The organism is Phytopseudomonas seleniipraecipitans (genome assembly GCF_900102335.1).
GTDB lineage: Bacteria > Pseudomonadota > Gammaproteobacteria > Pseudomonadales > Pseudomonadaceae > Aquipseudomonas > Aquipseudomonas seleniipraecipitans.
In genome coordinates this window covers 278,379-298,379 of sequence record NZ_FNBM01000004.1, presented here as the reverse complement: position 1 = coordinate 298,379, position 20,001 = coordinate 278,379, and the positions used below count along the sequence as shown (strand labels likewise).

Annotated in this window: 18 protein-coding genes; 9 read left to right on the top strand and 9 right to left on the bottom strand. The window is 59.7% G+C overall.

Translation table 11 applies throughout. The annotated features are described in order from the left end of the window. Window positions 1–166 precede the first annotated feature (166 nt). Both BLS60_RS11445 and BLS60_RS11440 read left to right on the top strand, forming a co-directional pair. Window positions 167–1,813: a P-loop ATPase, Sll1717 family gene (locus BLS60_RS11445; RefSeq protein WP_092368026.1), complete on the top strand. Its 1,647-nt coding sequence runs from the start codon at window positions 167–169 to the stop codon at window positions 1,811–1,813. A gap of 71 nt (window positions 1,814–1,884) precedes the next feature. Next, entirely contained in the window at window positions 1,885–2,640 is a 756-nt protein-coding gene (locus BLS60_RS11440; protein ID WP_092368024.1) for a hypothetical protein, read from the top strand. 373 nt (window positions 2,641–3,013) lie between these two features. On the opposite strand, the gene BLS60_RS11435 is transcribed toward BLS60_RS11440, so the two are convergent. The 3 genes from BLS60_RS11435 to yghU form a co-directional block, all read right to left on the bottom strand. Then, on the bottom strand, window positions 3,014–3,343 hold the full coding sequence (locus tag BLS60_RS11435) for a type II toxin-antitoxin system RelE/ParE family toxin (protein ID WP_092368021.1): 330 nt from the start codon (window positions 3,341–3,343) through the stop codon (window positions 3,014–3,016). Beyond that, a complete protein-coding gene (locus BLS60_RS11430) occupies window positions 3,340–3,576 on the bottom strand; it encodes a type II toxin-antitoxin system ParD family antitoxin (protein ID WP_092368018.1) in 237 nt (78 codons plus the stop codon). The genes BLS60_RS11435 and BLS60_RS11430 overlap by 4 nt, the downstream gene beginning before the upstream one ends. A gap of 263 nt (window positions 3,577–3,839) precedes the next feature. Next, a complete protein-coding gene (gene yghU, locus BLS60_RS11425) occupies window positions 3,840–4,685 on the bottom strand; it encodes a glutathione-dependent disulfide-bond oxidoreductase (RefSeq protein ID WP_092368015.1) in 846 nt (281 codons plus the stop codon). 250 nt (window positions 4,686–4,935) lie between these two features. On the opposite strand from yghU, the gene BLS60_RS11420 reads away from it, so the two are divergent. Next, a complete protein-coding gene (locus BLS60_RS11420) occupies window positions 4,936–5,385 on the top strand; it encodes an HhH-GDP family DNA glycosylase (RefSeq protein WP_092368239.1) in 450 nt (149 codons plus the stop codon). 55 nt (window positions 5,386–5,440) lie between these two features. Here BLS60_RS11420 and BLS60_RS11415 read toward each other — a convergent pair whose 3' ends face one another. Next, window positions 5,441–5,941, bottom strand: a complete 501-nt coding sequence (locus BLS60_RS11415) for a hypothetical protein (protein WP_092368012.1) — start codon at window positions 5,939–5,941, stop codon at window positions 5,441–5,443. Window positions 5,942–6,292: 351 nt separating this feature from the next. On the opposite strand from BLS60_RS11415, the gene BLS60_RS11410 reads away from it, so the two are divergent. The 3 genes from BLS60_RS11410 (at window position 6,293) to BLS60_RS11400 (ending at window position 9,976) form a co-directional block, all read left to right on the top strand. Further along, entirely contained in the window at window positions 6,293–7,465 is a 1,173-nt protein-coding gene (locus BLS60_RS11410; protein ID WP_092368009.1) for a GGDEF domain-containing protein, read from the top strand. Window positions 7,466–7,613: 148 nt separating this feature from the next. Next, window positions 7,614–8,171 carry a DUF4124 domain-containing protein gene (locus tag BLS60_RS11405; protein WP_092368006.1) on the top strand — a complete coding sequence of 186 codons (558 nt, stop codon included), beginning with the start codon at window positions 7,614–7,616 and terminating at the stop codon, window positions 8,169–8,171. 182 nt (window positions 8,172–8,353) lie between these two features. Then, complete coding sequence (locus BLS60_RS11400) at window positions 8,354–9,976, top strand: methyl-accepting chemotaxis protein (protein WP_092368003.1); 1,623 nt, start codon at window positions 8,354–8,356, stop codon at window positions 9,974–9,976. A gap of 30 nt (window positions 9,977–10,006) precedes the next feature. Here the strand turns inward: BLS60_RS11400 and BLS60_RS11395 are convergent, their stop codons facing one another. Both BLS60_RS11395 and BLS60_RS11390 read right to left on the bottom strand, forming a co-directional pair. Then, window positions 10,007–10,633, bottom strand: a complete 627-nt coding sequence (locus BLS60_RS11395; RefSeq protein WP_092368235.1) for a LysE family translocator — start codon at window positions 10,631–10,633, stop codon at window positions 10,007–10,009. A 149-nt stretch (window positions 10,634–10,782) separates the two neighbouring features. Next, window positions 10,783–11,985: an NAD(P)/FAD-dependent oxidoreductase gene (locus BLS60_RS11390; RefSeq protein ID WP_092368000.1), complete on the bottom strand. Its 1,203-nt coding sequence runs from the start codon at window positions 11,983–11,985 to the stop codon at window positions 10,783–10,785. Window positions 11,986–12,147: 162 nt separating this feature from the next. Between BLS60_RS11390 and pdxR the strand changes: the two genes are divergently transcribed. After that, window positions 12,148–13,650, top strand: coding sequence for a MocR-like pyridoxine biosynthesis transcription factor PdxR (pdxR, locus tag BLS60_RS11385; protein ID WP_092367997.1), 1,503 nt, complete (start codon window positions 12,148–12,150; stop codon window positions 13,648–13,650). A 384-nt stretch (window positions 13,651–14,034) separates the two neighbouring features. Here the strand turns inward: pdxR and BLS60_RS11375 are convergent, their stop codons facing one another. The 3 genes from BLS60_RS11375 to BLS60_RS11365 are packed head-to-tail and all read right to left on the bottom strand — an operon-like array spanning window position 14,035 to window position 17,197. Continuing rightward, window positions 14,035–14,379, bottom strand: a complete 345-nt coding sequence (locus BLS60_RS11375) for a YdbL family probable chaperone protein (protein WP_092367994.1) — start codon at window positions 14,377–14,379, stop codon at window positions 14,035–14,037. Between the two features lie 10 nt (window positions 14,380–14,389). Next, the gene (locus BLS60_RS11370) at window positions 14,390–14,581 is read right to left on the bottom strand and encodes a YnbE family lipoprotein (RefSeq protein WP_070881779.1); all 192 of its coding nucleotides are present in this window, start codon (window positions 14,579–14,581) and stop codon (window positions 14,390–14,392) included. Between the two features lie 15 nt (window positions 14,582–14,596). Continuing rightward, window positions 14,597–17,197, bottom strand: coding sequence for an intermembrane phospholipid transport YdbH family protein (locus BLS60_RS11365; protein ID WP_167357665.1), 2,601 nt, complete (start codon window positions 17,195–17,197; stop codon window positions 14,597–14,599). A gap of 527 nt (window positions 17,198–17,724) precedes the next feature. On the opposite strand from BLS60_RS11365, the gene BLS60_RS11360 reads away from it, so the two are divergent. Both BLS60_RS11360 and BLS60_RS11355 read left to right on the top strand, forming a co-directional pair. Further along, a complete protein-coding gene (locus BLS60_RS11360; RefSeq protein WP_143024593.1) occupies window positions 17,725–18,132 on the top strand; it encodes a tetratricopeptide repeat protein in 408 nt (135 codons plus the stop codon). Between the two features lie 225 nt (window positions 18,133–18,357). Next, window positions 18,358–19,845 carry a DNA recombination protein RmuC gene (locus BLS60_RS11355; RefSeq protein ID WP_092367988.1) on the top strand — a complete coding sequence of 496 codons (1,488 nt, stop codon included), beginning with the start codon at window positions 18,358–18,360 and terminating at the stop codon, window positions 19,843–19,845. Window positions 19,846–20,001: the final 156 nt, after the last annotated feature.

Genomic DNA, 20,001 nt, shown 5'->3' with positions numbered 1-20,001 from the left:
ATTGCTGAGCGCAACCAGCCCGAAGAACTGGCAGAGGTGGAGATCAGGGCTACCTACTTGGCAGACCATAAAGTGGGGTAGGGCTCGCGTGGTTAGAAATTACTTCGAAAGTAGCTAGGCACTGGTATAGCCAGGTTAAATCTAAGAGAGAAAATCAGGGAAGAAAATGACAAAAATAGCAAAGCAAGATTTTATATTTAAAAAGAATATGTCAATCGGTGAAGTTGATGCCGAGAATGACATGGTATTTCTTGAAAGTTGCTTTATGGATACGGGCGACTATGAGGCCCTAGAAGACACCGCAAGCTCAAAGTGCATAGTTATGGGCAGAACAGGCGTAGGTAAAAGTGCACTTCTGGAACAGCTTGAGAAAAACTCAGAGCGAGTAATCCGAATCAATCCAGAAGAGCTAGCGCTAAAGCATATTTCTAATTCCAATGTGTTGGGTTTCTTCGAAAGCCTTGGTGTGGATCTTGATATATTTTACAGCTTGCTGTGGCAGCACACATTAGTTGTTGAGCTGATAAAGAATAAATATGACATTGACTCTGCTGCAGCGAAGCGATCTTTTTTTGAACGCTTAGCGTTTCTTTCTTCCGACCCAAAAAAACAACAGGCACTTAATTATATTGAGGAGTGGGGAGATAAATTCTGGGTTGATACTGAAACGCGCATAAAAGAATTTACAGAACGCCTAGAGGAAAGTCTCAAGGCTTCAGTCGGAACGAATATTCCTGGAATAAAGTTTACTGTGGCTGCAGGTAAAACTTTAACTGAGGAGCAAAAAACAGAAGTAGTAAGCTATGGTAAAAAAGTAGTTAGTGCTGTTCAAATTGCAAAGCTAGCACAACTCATCAAGCTGCTTGAGGAGGATATATTTACAGATCCTCAGAAAAAAACGTATGTTTTAATTGATCGATTAGACGAAGATTGGGTAGAGGACAAGCTAAGGTATAAGTTAATTAGAGCCTTGATAGAGACGGTTAGGAAGTTTAGGAATATCAAAACTGTGAAGGTGGCAATAACCCTCAGGACAGATTTGATGGAAAGAGTTCTTGAGCACACTAAATCATCGGGCTTTCAACGAGAAAAATACGATAGCCTTTTTCTTCGCGTTGCCTGGGGGCGAGAGCATCTAGGGCAACTTCTAGATAGAAGAATAAATTATCTTTTAAAACATAAGTATACAAGCGCGGACGTATGTTTTGAGGATATTTTTCCGGCTAGAATTGAGAAGCAATCATCTTTGGATTACATGCTGGATAGAACGTTCCTACGTCCGCGTGACGCAATAATGTTTGTAAATGAATGTTTGGTTGAGGCTCAGGGTAAGACGCAAATTACCAATTCGATAGTCCAGCTTGCAGAAAAGAATTATTCGATAAAACGATTCGAGTCGCTGACGTATGAGTGGTTGGTTGAACATCCTAATCTATCCAAATATTTAGAGTTTCTCAGTCAGAAGAAGAGCTCTTTTAAGGTGAGTTCAATCAGCAGTGATGAGTTGGATTCTCTTGTTTTGGAATTGTCTGGTGAGCCGTTAGAGGGAGCAGATTTGTTAGTGAAAACATCGCATGAGTATATGCTGGCCAAATACCCAAATTCAGTTTCACATATAAACCTTTTTAAGCAGTACCTTTTATTTATTCTATATAGAGTTGGGGCGGTTGGTATTAAGGTAGATGGGCCAAGCTCAGTAAAGTGGATACATGATAGAACTCAGGATCTATCACCAAGAAAAATCGAAGGAACCTCAATCGTTTATGTGCACAAGATGTTATGGAGAGCATTGGCAATTGATAAGACTAGCTAGTATTTTCTTGAAAGAGTCACAGCTTGATGAGTAAAAGTGAACAGATTTGTTTATGAGCACAAGGAGCAGTGATGAGAGCTGACAAGGACGATATTCCTGATTATCTAAGGCCTAGCAAGAAACAAGGTCCGTGGCGAATGCTGGCGATCCTGGGTGTTGGCTCTGCAATCTTTTGGGGCTTGGTCACAGTATTCACAAAACCCATCGTGATCGACGTGGCGCAGCTTAAGCAGGCTATCCGCTTTGGTGGTGAACCCATATTCAACCAGCAGCCTGTACAGCCTCAGCAGCCACCAGCTGAAGCACTACAAGGCAACGATCAAGATTGGATCAGATCCAACGAAGCCCAACAGACCATCCAAGCCAACCGCGAGCTTGAAGAATGGTCACGGCAACGCGCCCAGGAAACATACGAGCGGCAAACAGTATTTAACGATAATAATTACGCGCCGAAGCAGCCAGTGAACACGTACAAGGCAGCGCCCGCACCTGCAGCACAACAGATTGCTTCAGCAGAGCGACCAAGGCAGCAGCAACGCACCGTGCAGCGCGAGCATACCTCGGAGTGGATCAAAAGCTGGAATGGCGGCACCAACTATCTTGCAGAGTGGATATCCGTCAATAACCACATCGACGGCACTACGGTTTGTGCGAACCACAAGCGCGGATCAATCGACTACCGAGAATGCCGTAAAGCTGCGAAGCAGCATTATCACGATGAGTGCAATACGTGGCGTGCTCGCTACAGCGAAGACCGAAAAGAAAGAAGTGACCGCATGAAGGAAAGGTATTGCGGTGCGGCAAGTCGCTTTAATCCAATGGGGTAGTATCGTCGTATTAAAAGAAAGATATTCGGGGAAGTAGAGGTCAGCATGGAGTTACCGTGCGTGGCGCTATAATGTCTTGAGGGTGGCGGTACCCATCGTTTTATAGTGTATGTCGACTTCTATAGGTTCGGATAATGCAATTTTATTCAGTATGATCTCTTTAGAAGCGGTTTAATTGGAAGGTGGTGCCGCTAGTAAAGGTTTATATTGGTTTTATTTAGCCGTTACCTGTTTGGGTGTGGGGGCTTACATTAAAGGTGTGGTTGGCGTTGCGATAATTGCTTTAGGCTATATTGTTGGGTTTATATGGGCTGGCATTAAATCAGTCAAGTTGTATGGATTTGTCAATGCCGTCATTGATAACGCCTAAATTCTAGCGTTGACCATGACTGCTAAACCAAGCCGGGATATCGCACGTACCATGCAGTACACGCCACACATCGATATGTTCTGTACTGTCGACGTAGAACACCATGTATGGATAGCCCTTAACTGGCCATGAACGCAGCCCAGGTAAGTCCAATTCGTGAGCATAGCGTGGTGAACCTGATTCGGGATAACGGCCTATCTGTCTGTAGGCGTGTTCCAGAGCATCAATAAAGCCAAGGGCCGCTGCTTCAGCTTGCTGCTCAAGGTAATAGGCGATGGCTTGGTCTACATCCTGGCTGGCCAGGGCTCTCGGGATGACTGGTTTTTGCGTCATCCGCGATCGTTCCTTACCCGGTCGCGTAGCGATTCGAAATAGTCAGTATCAGCGGGAGCAGCAGGAGCCGAAGCGGCACCCGCCAGCAGAAGGCCACGCAGGTTCTGACGATCCTGATCTTTGCGGATCAGTTCGCGCACGTACTCACTGCTGGTGCTGTAGCCGCGCTTATTCACCTGATCATCCACAAAGCTTTTCATGGTTTCGGGCAGGGAAATATTCATCGTGCTCATGGCTAGATACCTCTTTGCCAAATTTTGCCAATCATCCTAGCAGCTTCGGCGGTGTCGAAAAAGCGTCGAAAACACTGCGCCGGACAGCCACGAATCGACACGCTGAGGCCCAGTAAAATCACGCATTGGCACGCACTGCGATGCAACGATATCGCCTAAAAACGAGTAAAAATCCGCCATACAAAACAAGCCCCGATGCTTTTCAGCATCGGGGCTTTGTCGTTTCTAACCTGGATAACTCAACGCTCCAGCGTATTCGCGGCTCAAGCCTTATCCAGATCCGAAGCTTCGTGGCGCTCGGGTACTTGCTCGGCTTCATCACCCCAGGTGCGATTGACGCGTTTGCCGCGTTTTACTGCGTCGCGGTTGGCGATTTCGTCGGCCCAGCGCAGGACGTGCGGGTATTCATGCACGGCGAGGAATTCTGCTGCCGAGTAGACGTTGTTTCTCACCAGCTCGCCGTACCAGGGCCATACGGCGATGTCGGCGATGGTGTAGGTGTCGCCGGCCAGGTAGCGGTGCTCGGCCAGGCGTTGGTTGAGCACGTCGAGCTGACGCTTGGCTTCCATGGTGAAGCGGTTGATCGGGTACTCGAATTTCTCCGGTGCGTAGGCGTAGAAATGCCCGAAACCGCCGCCCAGATAAGGCGCTGCGCCCATTTGCCAGAACAGCCAGTTAAGGGTTTCGGCGCGGCCGGCTGTGTCCCTCGGCAGGAAGTCGGCGAATTTTTCCGCGAGGTAGAGCAGGATCGAGCCGGACTCGAACACGCGGGTGGGCGTGTCGGTGCTGCGGTCGAGCAGGGCGGGAATCTTCGAGTTCGGGTTGACGCCCACGAAGCCGCTGGAGAATTGATCGCCTTCGGAAATGCGGATGAGCCAGGCATCGTACTCGGCGCCGGCATGCCCGCGAGCCAGCAGCTCTTCGAGCAAGATAGTCACCTTCACGCCGTTGGGCGTGGCCAGCGAATACAGCTGCAAGGGATGTTTGCCGACCGGCAATTCCTTCTCGTGGGTGGCCCCGGCGACCGGCCGGTTGATCTTGGAGAACTGGCCACCGGACGCTTCCAAGTGTTGCCAGACCTTGGGCGGTACGTAAGTAGATTCGCTCATCGATTCCTCGCTATCGGCTCATGAACACTGCATGTGCGACCTAGGCTATCTGGATTGCGCGTGTGATTCGAATAGGTATCGCGCATGTTGATCATCAGTTTGGCTGATGCTTTCAGGCTGGAAAAAATCCGCTCGCGATGGAACCGGCCAGCAGATGCAGGAACCTTGGGCGTGCCGCCTGCTGTCAACGTGCCTAGTGGACAACAACATTCATACGCACAGAAAAGGTGGGCATGTGACCGAAAAGCGCATCACGGCGCAGCAGCTCGGGCTGAAGGCGGGGTTGGACGAGGCAGATGAAGCGGCGCTGTTCAAATGGCTGCTGGCGAGTTTCCTGTTTGGTAAGCCCATCCAACAGTCTGTGGCCGAACGGGCTTATCGGGTCATCGTCGAGCAATATCGGCAAGACAACCCAGCGAAGCTTCTACGCTGCGGCAAGCGCGAGCTGGTGCACATGCTTGGCCAGGCCCGTTACGTGCGCTATGACCTGTCCACCGCTGAGCGCCTTCTGAAACTGAGCAGGAAGCTTATCGACGACTATGACGGGGCGCTCACCACCCTCCGTCAGCGCAGCTCCAGCCAAGAAGACTTTGCGCGGCGCCTGGCCGAGTTCGAGGGAATAGGCCCGAAGACGGTGGAAATCTTCATGCGCGAGGCTGCGTTGGGTTTGTACGGCAGCGTATCGTCAGAACCAGGATGAGCGCTGCAACCTTTCGGCAGCGCTCGCATTCGTTCTCGGGTGTGTGCGAGTGGCGCTACTGGCCCTGCGTGCGACCGCGCTCGCGAGCGGTCTTCTTCTGCAGGATCAGCGACGCTTCGTTGTAGGCAGTTTGGAAGGCTTCGCTGCCGATCCACTTCACCGCCGCGTCCTCGTCATCATCATGGAAGATACTGCGGTAGGTGATCAGCAGGCCCATCATGAAGTCGGTCGCCGCGTCTTCCGCCTCCTCGGCTACCACTAGCTCCAGCACCGGGTATTGCAGGAACACCAGGCACATCGCGAGCAGGCTGATGCTTTCGCCCGCTTTCATGGCCTGGAACAGATCGTCGAAGTGAGCCGGGTCGAAGCCGTTCTCTTCGATGTCCTTGAAATCGAAGGTGCTCAGGTCGATCTCCACGTCATCGAAGGGCTCGTCGATCATCGGGTTGGCCAATACCGGATGGATGAGATTGGCCTTGGGCTTACCCATGCGGTTCTGCTTGGCCTTGGTCTTGGCCCGCTGGGCGCGTTTCTGCTGTTTATCAGGGGAAGCCATGGAGGCGAGTTCCTTGTCTGGCGCAGCCATCTTCATGGCCCAGGATAATCGGGCGCACATTGTATGCAGTCTTGCAGGGTTCGTCGGTGCTGGAGCGGATTTATTCTTGCGGTTCTGGCTGTTGCGCAAGAAGCGCGCGCCGGGAGCAACAGGGTATTTTGCATCGCGGGCCGGCGACCGGCGGGCGGTGCGCGTGGCTGATGGATTGCCCCGCTGCGTTGTATGCGATTACATTTGCAATGTTAAATAGCCATACCGACTGCATTGAGCGCCTCGATATTTCAAGGTACGTGCGTTCCGTAGTGCCTCCACTGCTCAGCTCCTGCTGCTGTATCTCCCTTGCGCGAATCTATGATCACCACCGTTGTCCTCAGCATGCTCTGCGTGCACTTGCTCTGTTTTTGCGTGATGTTTCTGCTGATCAGCAGGCGGCTGAGCGGCAAGAAATGGGGCATGGAAGTTTTTGCGCTCGGCAATCTTCTACTCGGGCTTGCCTATATCCTGCAGTTGCTCGGCGGACCCGCAAACTGGGGACTGCTGAGTGTTATCAACCACACGCTGACCCTGTGTGCGCCTGCTACGTATGTGCTGGGCGCCCTGCGTTTTTTTGATCGGCCCACGCCAGTATGGAGGCCGCTGTTCGCCTTGGCGGGTACCTACACGGCAACGCAGGTGCTGGTGTACTGGGTGCTTGGGACTGAGGCTCGCCATGCGTTGTTGGCGGGCTCGTGCGCATTGCTTTTTCTGGCCATGACCATGGCAGCGCTCTATGCCGGGCGAACCTTTGCCAAGGATCTGCGGGTTGAAATGCTCGTGTTTGCCACGTTGATTGGCGGTATCTGCGCTCTGAACGCAGCAAAGTTGCTGATCATCGTCTACGGGGGAGTGGGGGCGCTCGACATGAACAGCGGCTTTCAGAAGACCTTTTATATCTATATGTCGTTTCTGGGGACCGTACTGCCTCCCAGCGCCGTTTGGCTGGTTCTGCGCCGCCTTACCGATGAGCTGCGCGCCATGGCTGCCCATGACCCGCTCACTCGATTGCTGAACCGAAGGGGGCTGATGGATGGCCTGGATGCGCACTTCCGTTCGCGAACTGCGCGGCCTGCCTACTTGTTGGTCGTGGACGTCGATCTCTTCAAGCGTATCAACGATACCTATGGCCACAGCGTGGGCGATCTGGTGCTGCGCCATGTTGCCGATGTTCTCAGCGCCAACGCCCGCCAAGGCGATCTGACATGCCGGCTGGGTGGAGAGGAGTTTGCGGTTATCTGCCTCGATACTGACAGGGACGGAGCCCTGCAATTGGCCGAACGCATGCGTGCCGCGATCGAACTCAACGAAGTGTCTGGCGTCAGCCCGGACCGGCCGATTCGGTGCACGGTAACCATCGGCGTCTCTGGCGATTTCGCCAGCACGCAGGCGCTTGACGCGGCCATGCAGCAAGCAGACGGCGCGCTCTACCGAGGCAAGACGTCAGGGCGCAATCGCGTTGAATGGGGCTCCACACAAGAGGCCCGGTAGACCATCGCGGCGCACGAGTTCGGGCGCTTGCGTGCTGATGATTCTGTGATGAGCTACCCAGGCCGGGCCATGATCACCTTGGCAAACCCTTCGCCTGGTTCTAGATTGCCCGCTGCGCAGCCCGCGCCTCGTAGAGGATTGATGACTCATGCTCGGTCGCCAGATGCTTCTGTTGTTTCTGCTCTGCAGCGTTCTCTGCGCGCCTGCGCTGAGCCAGGTGTACACCTGGGTGGATGAAAACGGGCAGAAGCATTTCGGCAGCCAGCCTCCGGCCTCGCAACGAGGTGCCGAGTCGGTGAGCATCATCCAGGGCTACGTAGCCGAGCGCCAGGCTTCTGCGCCCGCAGCGCCTGCGCAGAACACAGCTGCCAGTGCTGCGCCAAGCCCAGGCACGCTCTCGAAACAAGAGATGTGCAAGAGCGCGCTACGCTGGACAGCCAGCGACCTGGAAAACCTCAAGGAACTGGCAGAGGCGCGCAAGGAGGCCGGCCGCATCACGGCTGCCGAGTATGCCGAAGGGCAAAAGAACCTGGCGGGCGTCGAAGAGCGAATCACCCGGCAGGGCTGCTTGACCAGCTCTGGCGAGGATCGGCAGCGCTACGAATGCCTTTCCAAAGGCGCCGGCGTGCTGGTTTGCTCGGGGCTGGCAGCCGCCGCGATGGAAGAGGCGACGGACGAGGCCAGGATGCGCGCGCAGAAGCGTTGAGCTGCTCATGTTGAATTGACCGGTTCCTGCTGAGTGTTCCTGCAAGCGAGGCATCACCTCACCGCGCACGTACGTTTCCTGACGCCGCCCCGGATGTCAGATGGCTGGCAACCTGCCTGCAATATATCCGTAACAAAGTCTTCATAAACTCACCGCACATACCCTCTCGTTCGAGTTTTCCCATGAGCCTTGGTCGTTCGCTGCGTGCCCAATTAGTAACGCTGATTGGCGGTGGTTTGGTGTTGATGCTGTTGATTGCGTTAGCCGGGTTCGCATTGTTGTCGCGGCAGCTGGATGGCTATCAAGCGTTGCTCAGCGGCCCTCTCGAAGAGGCGCGGCAGGTGGATGGGGCCAACCTGACGTTCAAGATCCAGGTGCAGGAATGGAAGAATGTGCTGCTGCGCGGCGCTGATGAAACGCAGCGCAATCGCTATTGGCAGCAATTTCAGGAAGAAGAACGACGGGTACAGACGCAAATCGGCCAACTGATCGACACCGCTGACAGCGGCGAGCTGCGGCAGCGCCTGAGCGAATTGCGCCGCGCCCACGCCGAGATGGGCCAGGCGTATCGCCGCGGTTATGAGGCTTTTGCTGCGGCCGGGTTTTCTGCGCAGGCTGGAGACGCCGCGGTGAAGGGCATCGACCGGGCGACCACCGAGCAGCTGTCGTTGCTGGTCGATGAGCTGCACGCGCGCAGCCAGGCCAGTGCCACGCAGTTGAGCGAGGTCGCCCAGCGCAGCGTGCTGTTCGGCAGCCTGGCGATGCTTGGTTCGGGTGTGCTGCTGGCGCTGTTCAGTGCCTGGCTGGTCAACCGGCGCATCACCACGCCGCTGTTGCAGGCGACCGGGCAGCTCGATCTGCTCAGCCGTGGGCAGTTCGGTGCGCGTTTGAGCGAAGGCCGCGAAGACGAAGTGGGCCGCTTGGCCCAGGCTGCCAATCGCCTGCGCGAGTTCATGCAGACGCTATCGCAACAGCTGCGCCGCGGCACGGGTGAGCTGGACGCCGCCACCCATGAGCTGAGCAGCGTGGCCGGGCACATCGGCCACGGCATTCGCGAGCAGTTTTCGCGTACCGACCAAGTGGCGACGGCCATGCACGAGATGAGCGCGACGGCTGACGAGGTGGCGCGGCATTCCGCAGCTGCAGCAAGGGCGGCGGATGAGGCCGATCAGGCCGCGCAGGAAGGCGAGGCGACCATGGCCCGTACTATCGCCACCATCGAGCAGATGCACGGCGAAATCACCCGCACCTCGGAAGTGATCACCCGTTTGGAAAGCGACAGCGAGCGCATCGGCGGTGTACTGGAAGTGATTCGCGGCATCGCCGACCAGACTAATCTGCTGGCGCTCAACGCCGCCATCGAAGCGGCGCGGGCGGGCGATGCTGGTCGAGGGTTCGCAGTGGTCGCGGACGAGGTGCGCAACCTGTCGTTCCGTACCGCCAGCTCGATCAATGAAATCCATCAATTGATCGCCAATGTGCAGAGCGCCTCGAAAGAGGCAACTGCGGCCATCAATGCTGGCGCCCAGCAGAGCGCTGCCGGGCGTACCCAGGTTGGCGTGGCGGGTGAGCGCCTGCACAGCATCACCCAGGCAGTCGAGGCCATCCGCGATATGAATCGACAAATCGCCACGGCTGCCGAGGAGCAAACCTCGGTCGCCGAAGACATCGCCCGCAACCTGGCGGAAATCGTCTCCATCGCCCAGAGCAACGAAGCCGACCTGCAGCGCAGCGAGTCGGCAGGTCGTGCCATGCAGGGGCTGTCTGGCGACCTGTCGACGCTGGTTGCTCGCCTCAAGGATTGATCGGCAAACCGCTCTCGCTGGGCTGTTTGGTCAGCCCTGCAGCAACAGACCCAGCATGCCTAGCGCCAAGGCGATCAATACCACTCCCGAGGCGCGTTCCAATGTTGGTAGCGCGCGCTGGAAGCGCAGCAACAGCCGCCCATTGCCAATGGCCAGTGCCACGAGCAGGTCCCAGCCAAGCACGACGGCGAACATCCACACGCCATAGAACAGCTTCCAACCAGCGCTGCTGTGTGCGCTGCCCAGCATGCTCGCCAGGCTGACGTAGAACAGCGCGTTCTTGGGGTTGAGGATGGCGGACAGAAAGCCCAGGCCAGCCGACTGCAACCACGTCACGTTGCGTACTGCCGTGGCGCGCGCGGAAGTCTTCAACTCACTGCTGCCGGCGTGGCGGATGAACAGTCCGCCGAGATAAATCAGGTACAGGCACCCGACCAGCTGCAGGGCGATGAAAGGCACGCTGCCCGGCTGCAGCACCGACACGCCGGTAAACGCCGCGCCGATGAACACACCGTTGGCCACGGCGATGCCCAGGCAGGCGCCGCTTGCGACTCGCCACCCCGCAGCCAGCGAGGTGCGAGCCACCAGGAAGAAATCCGGGCCGGGGGAAAGCAGCGCCAGGAAATGGGCGGCGGCAATGATCAGGAACTCTTGCATGGCAGGCATCGCTTCTCGAGACAGGATGCCAGCAGTCTGTGGCTGCGCGAATGGGGCTGTATTGAAGGAAATCGTCAGCCGTCACCCTGGAGTGATGGCTGACGCGTTGCGCTAAGCCAGCGGCTACGAATCTGTCAGCGCTGATGAACTCACGCCACCACGGGAATCAGCGGGTCGGCGGCCGCCAGGGCTGTCTCGCGGATGGCGGCCGGTGGATAGATCCACTGGGTGTTGATTTGCGTCTTCAGCTGCTTGCCTTCGGCGCCGGTCAGCACCACTTGGCGATCCCAGCCTTCGGTGTACAGCGCGCCCCATTCGCCGAGGTCCAGGCAGGTGACGTACTTGGTTTGGCTGTAAGGCATCGGCGCGACGCCGAGCAGGTCGGCGGCCGCATTGTTGCCGGCCGAGCGGCCCAGGGCGATGGCGTGCTGGCAGGTCATCAGGGCGTGATTGCCGAGGTCATCGGTGGCGGCAAAGGCGGTATCGCCGGCGGCGTACAGGTTATCCAGGCCCACGACCTTGAGGTTGCGGTCAACGTGCAGGCGGCCGTGGGCGTCGCGTTGGGCAGGTAGCTGTGCAGTCAGTGGCGAGGCGTGCACGCCGACTGTCCAGATCACCGTGAGGGCGTCGATGCGCTCGCCATCGGCGAGGGTGACGCCGCCTGCATCCACCGCGCTTACCGAACTGCCCAGGCGCCAGGTAACGCCCTGTTGAGCGCTGGCTTCGGCGACCACCGGTGCGACCTGTGCGCCGAGGCTGGCGCCGATCTGGGCGCCGCGGTCGACCACGATCACCCGAACATGGGCTTGTTCGCCGAGGATCGCCCGCAGCCGCGCTGGCATCTCGGTAGCGGTTTCGATGCCGGTGAAGCCGCCGCCGGCCACCACCACGGTATTGCGTGCCGGGCTGTCCGGCAGGTCGCGCAAGCCGGTGAGGTGGCGTTCAAGAGCTTCGGCCTGTTCCAGGCTGTCGACGTCGAAGGCATGCTCGACGCCGCTCAGGGCAGGGCGATTCACCTGGCTGCCGCTGGCGAGGATCAGACGGCTATAGCTCACGCTTTGCTCGTTCAGGTCGGCGTCACGGTAGGTGAGGGTTTGCCCCTCGCTGTCGATCCCGGTGACCCTGCCCTTCACGAAGCGCACACCGACCACGGCGAACAGCGCGTCCAGCGGTGCACGCATCCGCGCCACATCCGCTTCGTAGAAGCGTGGGCGAACATGCAGTTGCGCCTGGGGCGCGACCACGCAGATTTCGATGTCGTCGCGTGCCTGCAAGTCGAGCTGACGCGCCGCGCTCAGAGCGCTCCACAGGCCGGCGAAGCCGGTGCCGACAATCAGAATTCGTTGTTTCATTACAGAGTCCTCGAAAACGGTGACCTGCTCGCGGGTGGCGATGCAGGCGGGTCGCTACGACGTTAAGTGGTTATTAGCGGCTGACGAGGTGATTCTCTGCTTGAAGTGGATCAGCGTATTGATCCATAAAGCACCAAATGGATTGATCCAAGTGAGGTCGATATGGCAGGCAAACAGCAGGCGCCTCTGGTGGTTTCTCTCCCGCTCGGTGCGCCGCAGCCGGGCGAAAGCCTGCAACGCTGGCTGTATGCCGCGCTGCGCGAGGCAATTCTCAGCAACCGCCTGCCTTCGGGCAGCCTGCTGCCCAGTACGCGGGCGCTGGCCGAGCATTACAGCCTCGCCCGTGGCACGGTGCAGGCCGCCTACCAGCAACTGCAATCCGAGGGTTACCTGGATACCGGCAGCGGTTACGGCACGCGGGTCAGCGCGGTGCTGCCGGATGTGACGTTAAACGCCGGCTACGTGCGACGACGCATCACGCCGCCTGCAGAGCAGCAGCGCGAGGCGCCGATCACGCAATGGGCGCAGCGCCTGTCCGCCGAGAAGCCGGTGTTCATGGGCGGCGCCGTGCAGCCTGGGTTGCGACCGTTTTTCCCGCACCGCGGCGACGTGCTGGCGTTCCCCATCGACCTGTGGCGCAAGCTGCACACCGGGCACCTGCGCTCGTCACGCCTGCTGGATATGCTCGATGCTGACCCGGCGGGCCTGCCGGCGCTGCGCAGCGCCATCGCCCAGTACCTGTCGATTGCCCGCGGCGTGCAGGTGGGGGCCGAGCGCATCGTGATTCTTGGTAGCGTCCAGCAGGCGCTGGATTTGACCTTGCGGCTGGTGGTCGCGCCCGGCGAGCGGGTGTGGATGGAAGACCCGGGCTATCCCGGCGCGCGCCAGCTGATGAGCGCCAGCGGCGTGGCGATGGTCGATGTACCGGTCGACCGCGACGGCATGCAGGTCGAAGAGGGCATGCGCCTAGCAGCGGATGCGCGCATGGCCTATGTCACGCCATCGCATCAGGCGCCCCTGGGTGGCGAGCTGTCACCGGCTCGGCGTCTGGCGCTCCTGCGCTGGGCCAGCGAGAACGGCAGCTACATCTTCGAAGACGACTACGACAGCGAATACCGCTTCGTCGCCAAACCCATACCGGCATTGCGCAGCCTGGCTAACACCGATGCCTCGGTGATTCTCGCCGGCACCTTCAGCAAACTGCTGTTTCCGTCCCTGCGCCTGGCCTACGTGGTGTTGCCGCCGCAACTGGTGGAAAGCTTCACGCGGCTGGTCTCGCTGACCGCGCGGCACGCCAACAGCTTGTCCCAGGCTGTGCTGGCCGACTTTATCGCCGAGGGCCATTTTGACCGCCACCTGCGCCGCATGCGCAAGCTCTACGCGGCGCGGGCCGAGGCCTTCAGCGATGCGGCGCAAAGGCATTGGCAAGGGCTGATCGACGTACCGCCGATCCGTGCCGGGCTGGATGTGGTGTGTCGCCTGCAGGCGGGCGATGAGTTGGACGCCAAGGCGCGGCTGGCCGCGGAAGGCATCGATGTGATGCCCTTGCAACGCTACTGCGTCAAGCCGCAGCCGCCAGGGCTGGTGATGGGCTTCGCGCCCTATAACGAAGCTGCCATCGAGGGCGCGGCGAAGGATGTGGCGCGGATTCTTAGCCGCCGTTGAGGCTGGTTCAGCGCGCGACGATGATCACGGTGATGCAGATCATCGCCACCACGCCGAAGACCATCCGTGCGATCCATGGCGCTGTGAGCCAGGCGTTGTGGCGCCGGCGACCTGGCCGACGTTCTTTTCCGACAGCCAGCGATTGCCAGGCTGCTGACCCATCGGGTTGCCACAGTGTGGGCAGGCGTGAGCCTTGTCGGAGATACGGTTCTGGCACTCGGGGCAGTCGATAAGGCTCATCGCCCTCTGATGGGTGGCGATAGCGAAGGTGAGACTGAGCGGGTGCAGGCGAACTCCGCCACAGAGCAGAAGAAACGGGGGCTGTAGGGTTTTTGCAGGGGCAACTAGACAGCGCCCGCAGCAGGCTGCGGGCGCTTTATCACGTTACTTGCGGCGCCACTGGCCCTGCTGCTGGATGTACTGGCCGGACGGGGTCTTGTCGATGGCTTTCTGGCCAGCGATGGTCTCTACGTCCGTAAGCTGGATGCCGTTCTGCTGGGCGAGCTTCTGGTACTCGGCGCGGCGTGCGGCGTTGATCAGCTTGGCGATCTCGTCGGCCTGGCCACCGGGCTTGACCACGCCGAGGTAGCCGTTGGGCTGCTCACCGAGTTGGCCGCTGGACTTGGCATCACCCAGGGCGGACATCGCCTCGTTGAGGCTGAGAGCGTACGCCGGCAGGCTCAGGCTGAGCAGCAGCAACAGGCCGGCAAAAGGTTTGATCAGACTCATGTGCGCTTCCTCAGAACAGTCCGCTGGATTCACTGAACATGCTGTCCAGCGCCTTATCCACCTTGATATAGATTTCGTGCTCGATCTTCACATTCAGGTTGATGTTGATCGGCTCGTTGGGCATCGCCAGTTGTACCGTCGGGGTACAGGCTACGGTCAGTAGCCCCAGCAGCAGGGCGGTGATGCAACTACGCAAGCGCATGGCGCTTTCTCCTCGTCAAGGCTCCTTGGGTGCGGTGTCGCGGTGCAACAATCGCTGTTGCACGCGCCGCGTAATGATCTCGTTGACTCGATCCGTCAGCTGCAGGCTGGTGAGCAGCTTGGGGATGTCTTCCTCCAGATTGATGTTGAAATGAATGGGCCGGCCATTTTCGATGGCCGGGTTCTGACCTTCGAGGCGCATGCCCAGCAGCAGTTTGCCGTGCTGATCATAGTCGACCGAGCTGTTCAGGGTGGTGAACCTGAAGTCCTCCAGGGATTGGGTGACCAGCTGCATCGCCGGGTTGCTGCGGCCCAGTGCCTTGATCTTATCGGAGCTGAATTGCAGGTGCCCGCCCGGCTGGCGAGAGGCGATCTGCCCTTGCTCTATCTCGATACCGTTAGGCCCAAGGCGCACGGGCAGGTCGCCATCCAGCGTGCCGCTACCGGCCAAACCTTCTGCCGGGTAGAGGGTGAAAAGCTGCTGGAGTTCCAGGCCGCGAATCTGGATAGGAAACAGCTGGTTACCGGCCGCCAAGTCCCATTGTCCTGGCGTGAGGGTGACGAGCCCGCCCATCAGCGCGGTCTGCGCCAGGTTCACCTCGAGCGTGCCCTGGTCGGCGCTGCTCAGCGGCGCCACGTAGCGCATGCGCGCCTCGAGCGGGCCGATCGGCAGGCCGGGATTGGCCTGCTGGATTTTCAGTTGTTGGACGTACAGGTCAAAGCGCTGGCGCGCCAGCTTGAATTGCATGCGGGTATCCACGCCGCTGAGCTCGGAGCGGTCGTAGATGCCGCCCAGGCCCTTGCCAGTCAGCTCCAGGTCGACACTTGGTGCGTTGCTGCCGGCGGCCAGAGCCAGGTTCGCGGTGGCGTTCAGGCGCCCGCTGTTGAGGTCTAGCAGCGCCGGCCACTGCACCAGGGTTTTCGCCAGCGGGTTGCCGGAACGCAGGAACAGTTCGCCCAGGGTCGCCTTGAGCTGCAGGTTCTGCGCAGCGTCGAGGCGGGCATCGAGGTCGAGTTGCAGTTCACTGTCGTTGTTCAGCTTTGCGCGCAGAACGCCGGCCAGGTCGGCTGCGTCGAGCTGGCCCTGCAAGCGCCAGCCCTGAGGCTGAAGGTTGGCCTGTTCCAGGCGCGTGGTGCTCAGGTTAAGCGGGCCCTTGAACTGCCAGTGCTGCACGGCGCCGGCCTGCAGCTGCACGTTGAGGGTGCTGCCGCCAAGCCCGATTTGCAGCTGCTGTGCGTTCAAGTCGGTGCCCCTCACGGCGGCCGCCTGCAGCCGAGAGCCTTGAGCCAGCGTCAGCTCTACCGCCTGGCTATCGGCGCTGCCCGCCAGCATCAGCTCACTGACCAGATCGCTGGCTTGCCAGCCGGATTGGCTCGCTTTGCTGGTGCGTGTGGTCAGGCGTGTGTCGGCGAACTGCACCGCCCAGGGCGGCGCACTGGCCAACGCCAGGCGGCCTTGCAGCTCCAGATGGGTGGCGCCTTGCAGTGAAAGCACCAGCTTTAGCGGCAGGCTGCGCTCGGCCAGGTCGGCCCGCAGATCGCCGAGCGGCGTATCGGGCTGCAGCTGAACGCGTAGGGATTCGCTACGCAGCTCCGCCGGCACGGCGTTCAGCCAGTCGCCGGTCGGTTGGCTGAGTTGCAGGTCGGCCTCGACACGTCTGGCGATCCAGTGTTCGCCGTCGTTATGCGCTGCCAGCGCCAATTGGCCCTGCAGTTGTCCCAGACCAGGAAAGGGCCAGGGTTGCGGCAGGTTGCCTTTGAGGTCGAACTGGCCAGTGGCGGCCAGCAGGTTGTCCACGCTCAGCTCGCGTCCGGGCAGCTTCAGTTGCCAGGAGCCTTGCACGCCGACTTCGCCCGGCGCTGCGGGCCACTGGGTGTCTGCCGGTACCGTCCAGGCACTCAGCCAGTTCTGCAGAGCGGTCGCCTGAGTCAGCCCGGTGGCGTCGAGCTGACCGCTCCAGGCCAGGCCGTCGGCAACTTGTGCGAGGTTGCTGTTCGCGGTCATTTGCGGCTGCTGATCGACGGCCAGGGTCAGTTGCAGGTCTAGCGCGTGGCTGTGCGGTTGGACGGCGAGGGTGACGTTGATCCGCTGCGCCTGGTGGTCGAGATCAAGCTGCAGGGTGGTGCGATCAACCTCGTCACGCTGCAGGTTAAGGGCTCCGCTGGCGCTGCACTGGCCGCGGGCGCAGGGCAGGGCGGCGTCGAGCTTGTGGATAAAGAGGCTGCGCGGCAATAGCGCAAGTGGGGCGGCCAGTTGCTGGAGCTCGAGATCGGCTGGGGGCGTGGTGGGTGGTGCCTCGTCATCGGCGGGTAGCCAGCGGATCGCCAGGCGGTCGATATCGACGTGCTGCCAAAACGGCAAGCTGACGCCGAAATCACGCCAGGCCAGCTTCAGACCATGGCTGTGCAGGCTCAGGGTGCCAGCGCCGCTGCGTTGAGTCAGCTGCAGATTTTCAAGGTGCACGCCGGTGCCGGAGAGCGAAATACCGCTCCAGTCGAGTGTCTCGACGCCATTGCGCTGCAGCAGGTAGCGGCCGCTGAGATAAAAGGTGGCGATGAGCACCACCAGCAGCATGAAAGCAACAGACAGTCGCAGCGTGGAGCGGCGGCTGAGCATGGGCATTTATCCATCGGCAAGCGGATTGGCGACGGTAACCCGAAGCGGCATGGGCTGCCAAATGGGCTTTCGCGAAGGGAGTGGCTCACAGGTTTATGTCGTCGGCATGACAGGGGCGTATTTTGGTGCGTGGCCAGAACGCCCGTCTGTCAGGGCGCGGTGGCTATTGCAGCGCCGTCATGCCCCGCAAAAGGGCGTTGTAGGCGGCTTGCCGCGAGACTTGTGCACAATCGCGATGCGGCTTGTCAAGCAGCATATTAGCGCTTGCGAAAAGCCTATGAATGTCGTAGGTAATAATTTAACTATATGAAAAATATAGACTTTTTTGATGTGGCGAAAAAATAGCCAGTTTGACTCGGGGCCCCATACCATCGGCGTTGGGCGCCGTTTCGCCCATCATATGCACATAGTTATCCACAGCTTCTGTGGATTGTCACAAGCAGGCCAGACAGGAGTAGGGCGGGGTTTACCTGGCAACAAAAAAGAGTAGAGTGGCGCGCCTGTTCCGTAGCCCCGCTTTGTCTCTTATGCCCCGCGCGTTACCCCATCTCGATCTTCATACGCTTCCCGTCCGTGCTCAGGTGCCGGTCCGTTTTGCTACCTGGCTGCTGGATCGCTCGCGTCTGGGGCATGCCCCCAGCGTAAAGCGGATTGCCGGCCGTTTGCTCAAGCAACCTGCACGCCAAGGTGTGATTCAGGCGCAAAGCCGCCTTGGTCAGATTCTCTGCCGTGATTGCGGCAATACCCGCGATCGCCGAGTCGGTCTGGAATTGCTGCGTCAGGCTGCGCGAGCCGGTGACGGCGTTGCCCAGCTGGAACTGGGTCGTCTCTATTGTCAGCCTCGCCATCTAGAGCCGCAGCAAGCCAGGCACTGGCTGGAGCTGGCGGCGCTGCAAGGTGTCGACGAAGCCAGGGACCTGCTGGATCGTCTCTAGGGTCGGCTGACGCTTTCCTGGCGGATCGCCCGGCAAGTCCCGCATGCGCCGTTGGGGAGTTTGAAAGCAGAACGCCGCTCGCTGCGTGCTCCGCCTTGCGGAGCGTCGCCCGGCCTGGTGAGACTTCTCGCAGCAAGCGGCTTGCGCTGAAACCTCGGCAGACCCTACGGCCTGTTAATCAGGCCGCGTGGTTATACTGCGCGGCAGTCTCGCCTGGATATTGATATGCCCTTTGATCTCGTTTCGCTGCTGCCGGCCTTTCTGGTCGGCGCGCTCGTCGCTGCCGTTCCTTTATGGCTGCGTGCCGTCGCCCTGTCGCGCCAGGCCGAGGAGATGCGCCTGCAGTCCGGGCTTGCCCAGGAGCGCATGAATGCCGCCCAGCTGGCTCAGGCCGGGCTGAGTGCGCAGCTGGACAGTTGTCGCAACGAGCTGGCCGACATTCACGAGATTAAGGCAGACCAGCAGGCCGAACTCGCCGCGCTGCGTCGGGAAACGCACCTGCTGCAAAACGACCTGCAGCTGGCGCGTGAAGACATTAAAGACGGCCATACCCTGCGTGAGCAGCGCGAAGCCGAGTTGCGTCGCCTGGATAGCGAGCGAGCCGGGTTGGCTGCCGAGCTGCACGAGCAGCAGGAGCACCATCAGCAGCGCCTCGAAGACCTGCAAGGTGCCCGCGATGCGCTGCGGGCGCAGTTCGCCGAGCTGGCCGGCAAAATATTTGATGAGCGCGAGCAGCGCTTCTCGGAAACCAGCCAGCAGCGTCTCGGGCAATTGCTTGACCCGCTCAAGGAGCGCATTCAGTCCTTCGAGAAACGGGTCGAGGAAAGTTACCAGCAGGAGGCACGCGAACGCTTTTCACTGGGCAAGGAGCTGGAGCGCCTGCAGGGGCTCAATCAGCGCCTGAGCGAGGAGGCGATGAACCTGACCCAGGCGCTCAAGGGCCAGAAAACCCAGGGCAACTGGGGCGAGCTGGTGCTCGAGCGCGTGCTGGAGCACGCCGGCCTGCAGAAGGGGCGCGAGTATCACACCCAGGTCAGTCTGAAGAGCGCCGATGGCGAGCGTTTTCAGCCGGACGTGCTGATTCAGCTGCCGGGTGAGAAGCAGGTGGTGGTCGATGCCAAGGTCAGCCTGACCGCCTATCAGCAGAGCGTGGCTGCCACCGACGAGCCGACGCGGCAACTGGCCCTGAAGCAGCATGTGCTGTCCCTGCGCAGCCACCTCAAGGGGCTGTCGCTCAAGGACTACCAGCACCTCGACGGGCTGCACAGCCTGGATTTCGTGCTGCTCTTCGTGCCCATCGAAGCGGCATTCGCGGCGGCGCTGCAGGCCGATCCGGGCTTGTTTCAGGAAGCCTTCGACCAGCACATCGTGATCGTCAGCCCGACCACACTGCTGGCCACGCTGCGGGTCATCGACAGCCTCTGGCGCCAGGAGCGGCAAAGCCAGAATGCCCGTGAGATTGCCGAGCGGGCTGGTGCGCTGTATGACAAGTTCGTGGCGTTCATCCAGGACCTGGACGAAGTCGGCATGCGTCTGCAGCAGCTCGACAAGGCGTATGCCGGAGCGCGCAACAAGCTGGTCGACGGTCGCGGCAACCTGATTAGCCGGGCCGAAAATATCAAGCTGCTCGGCGCCCGGGCCAGCAAGAGCCTGCCTCCCGAGCTGCTCGAGCGAGCCGCGGGCCTGCCACTGGATGAACCGCTGGACGACTGACTCACGCCTGAAACATCCGCTGCCAAGGTGATTTGACCTACGGGCTGGACGTGCCCGAAATTTTGGCTATCTTGTCGGTTGTCATACTTCTAAAGGGTGTGGCAATTCAGCCTGGCTGAATGCTCGCCGAGCTACGTGCTCTTGGCGAATTTCAGT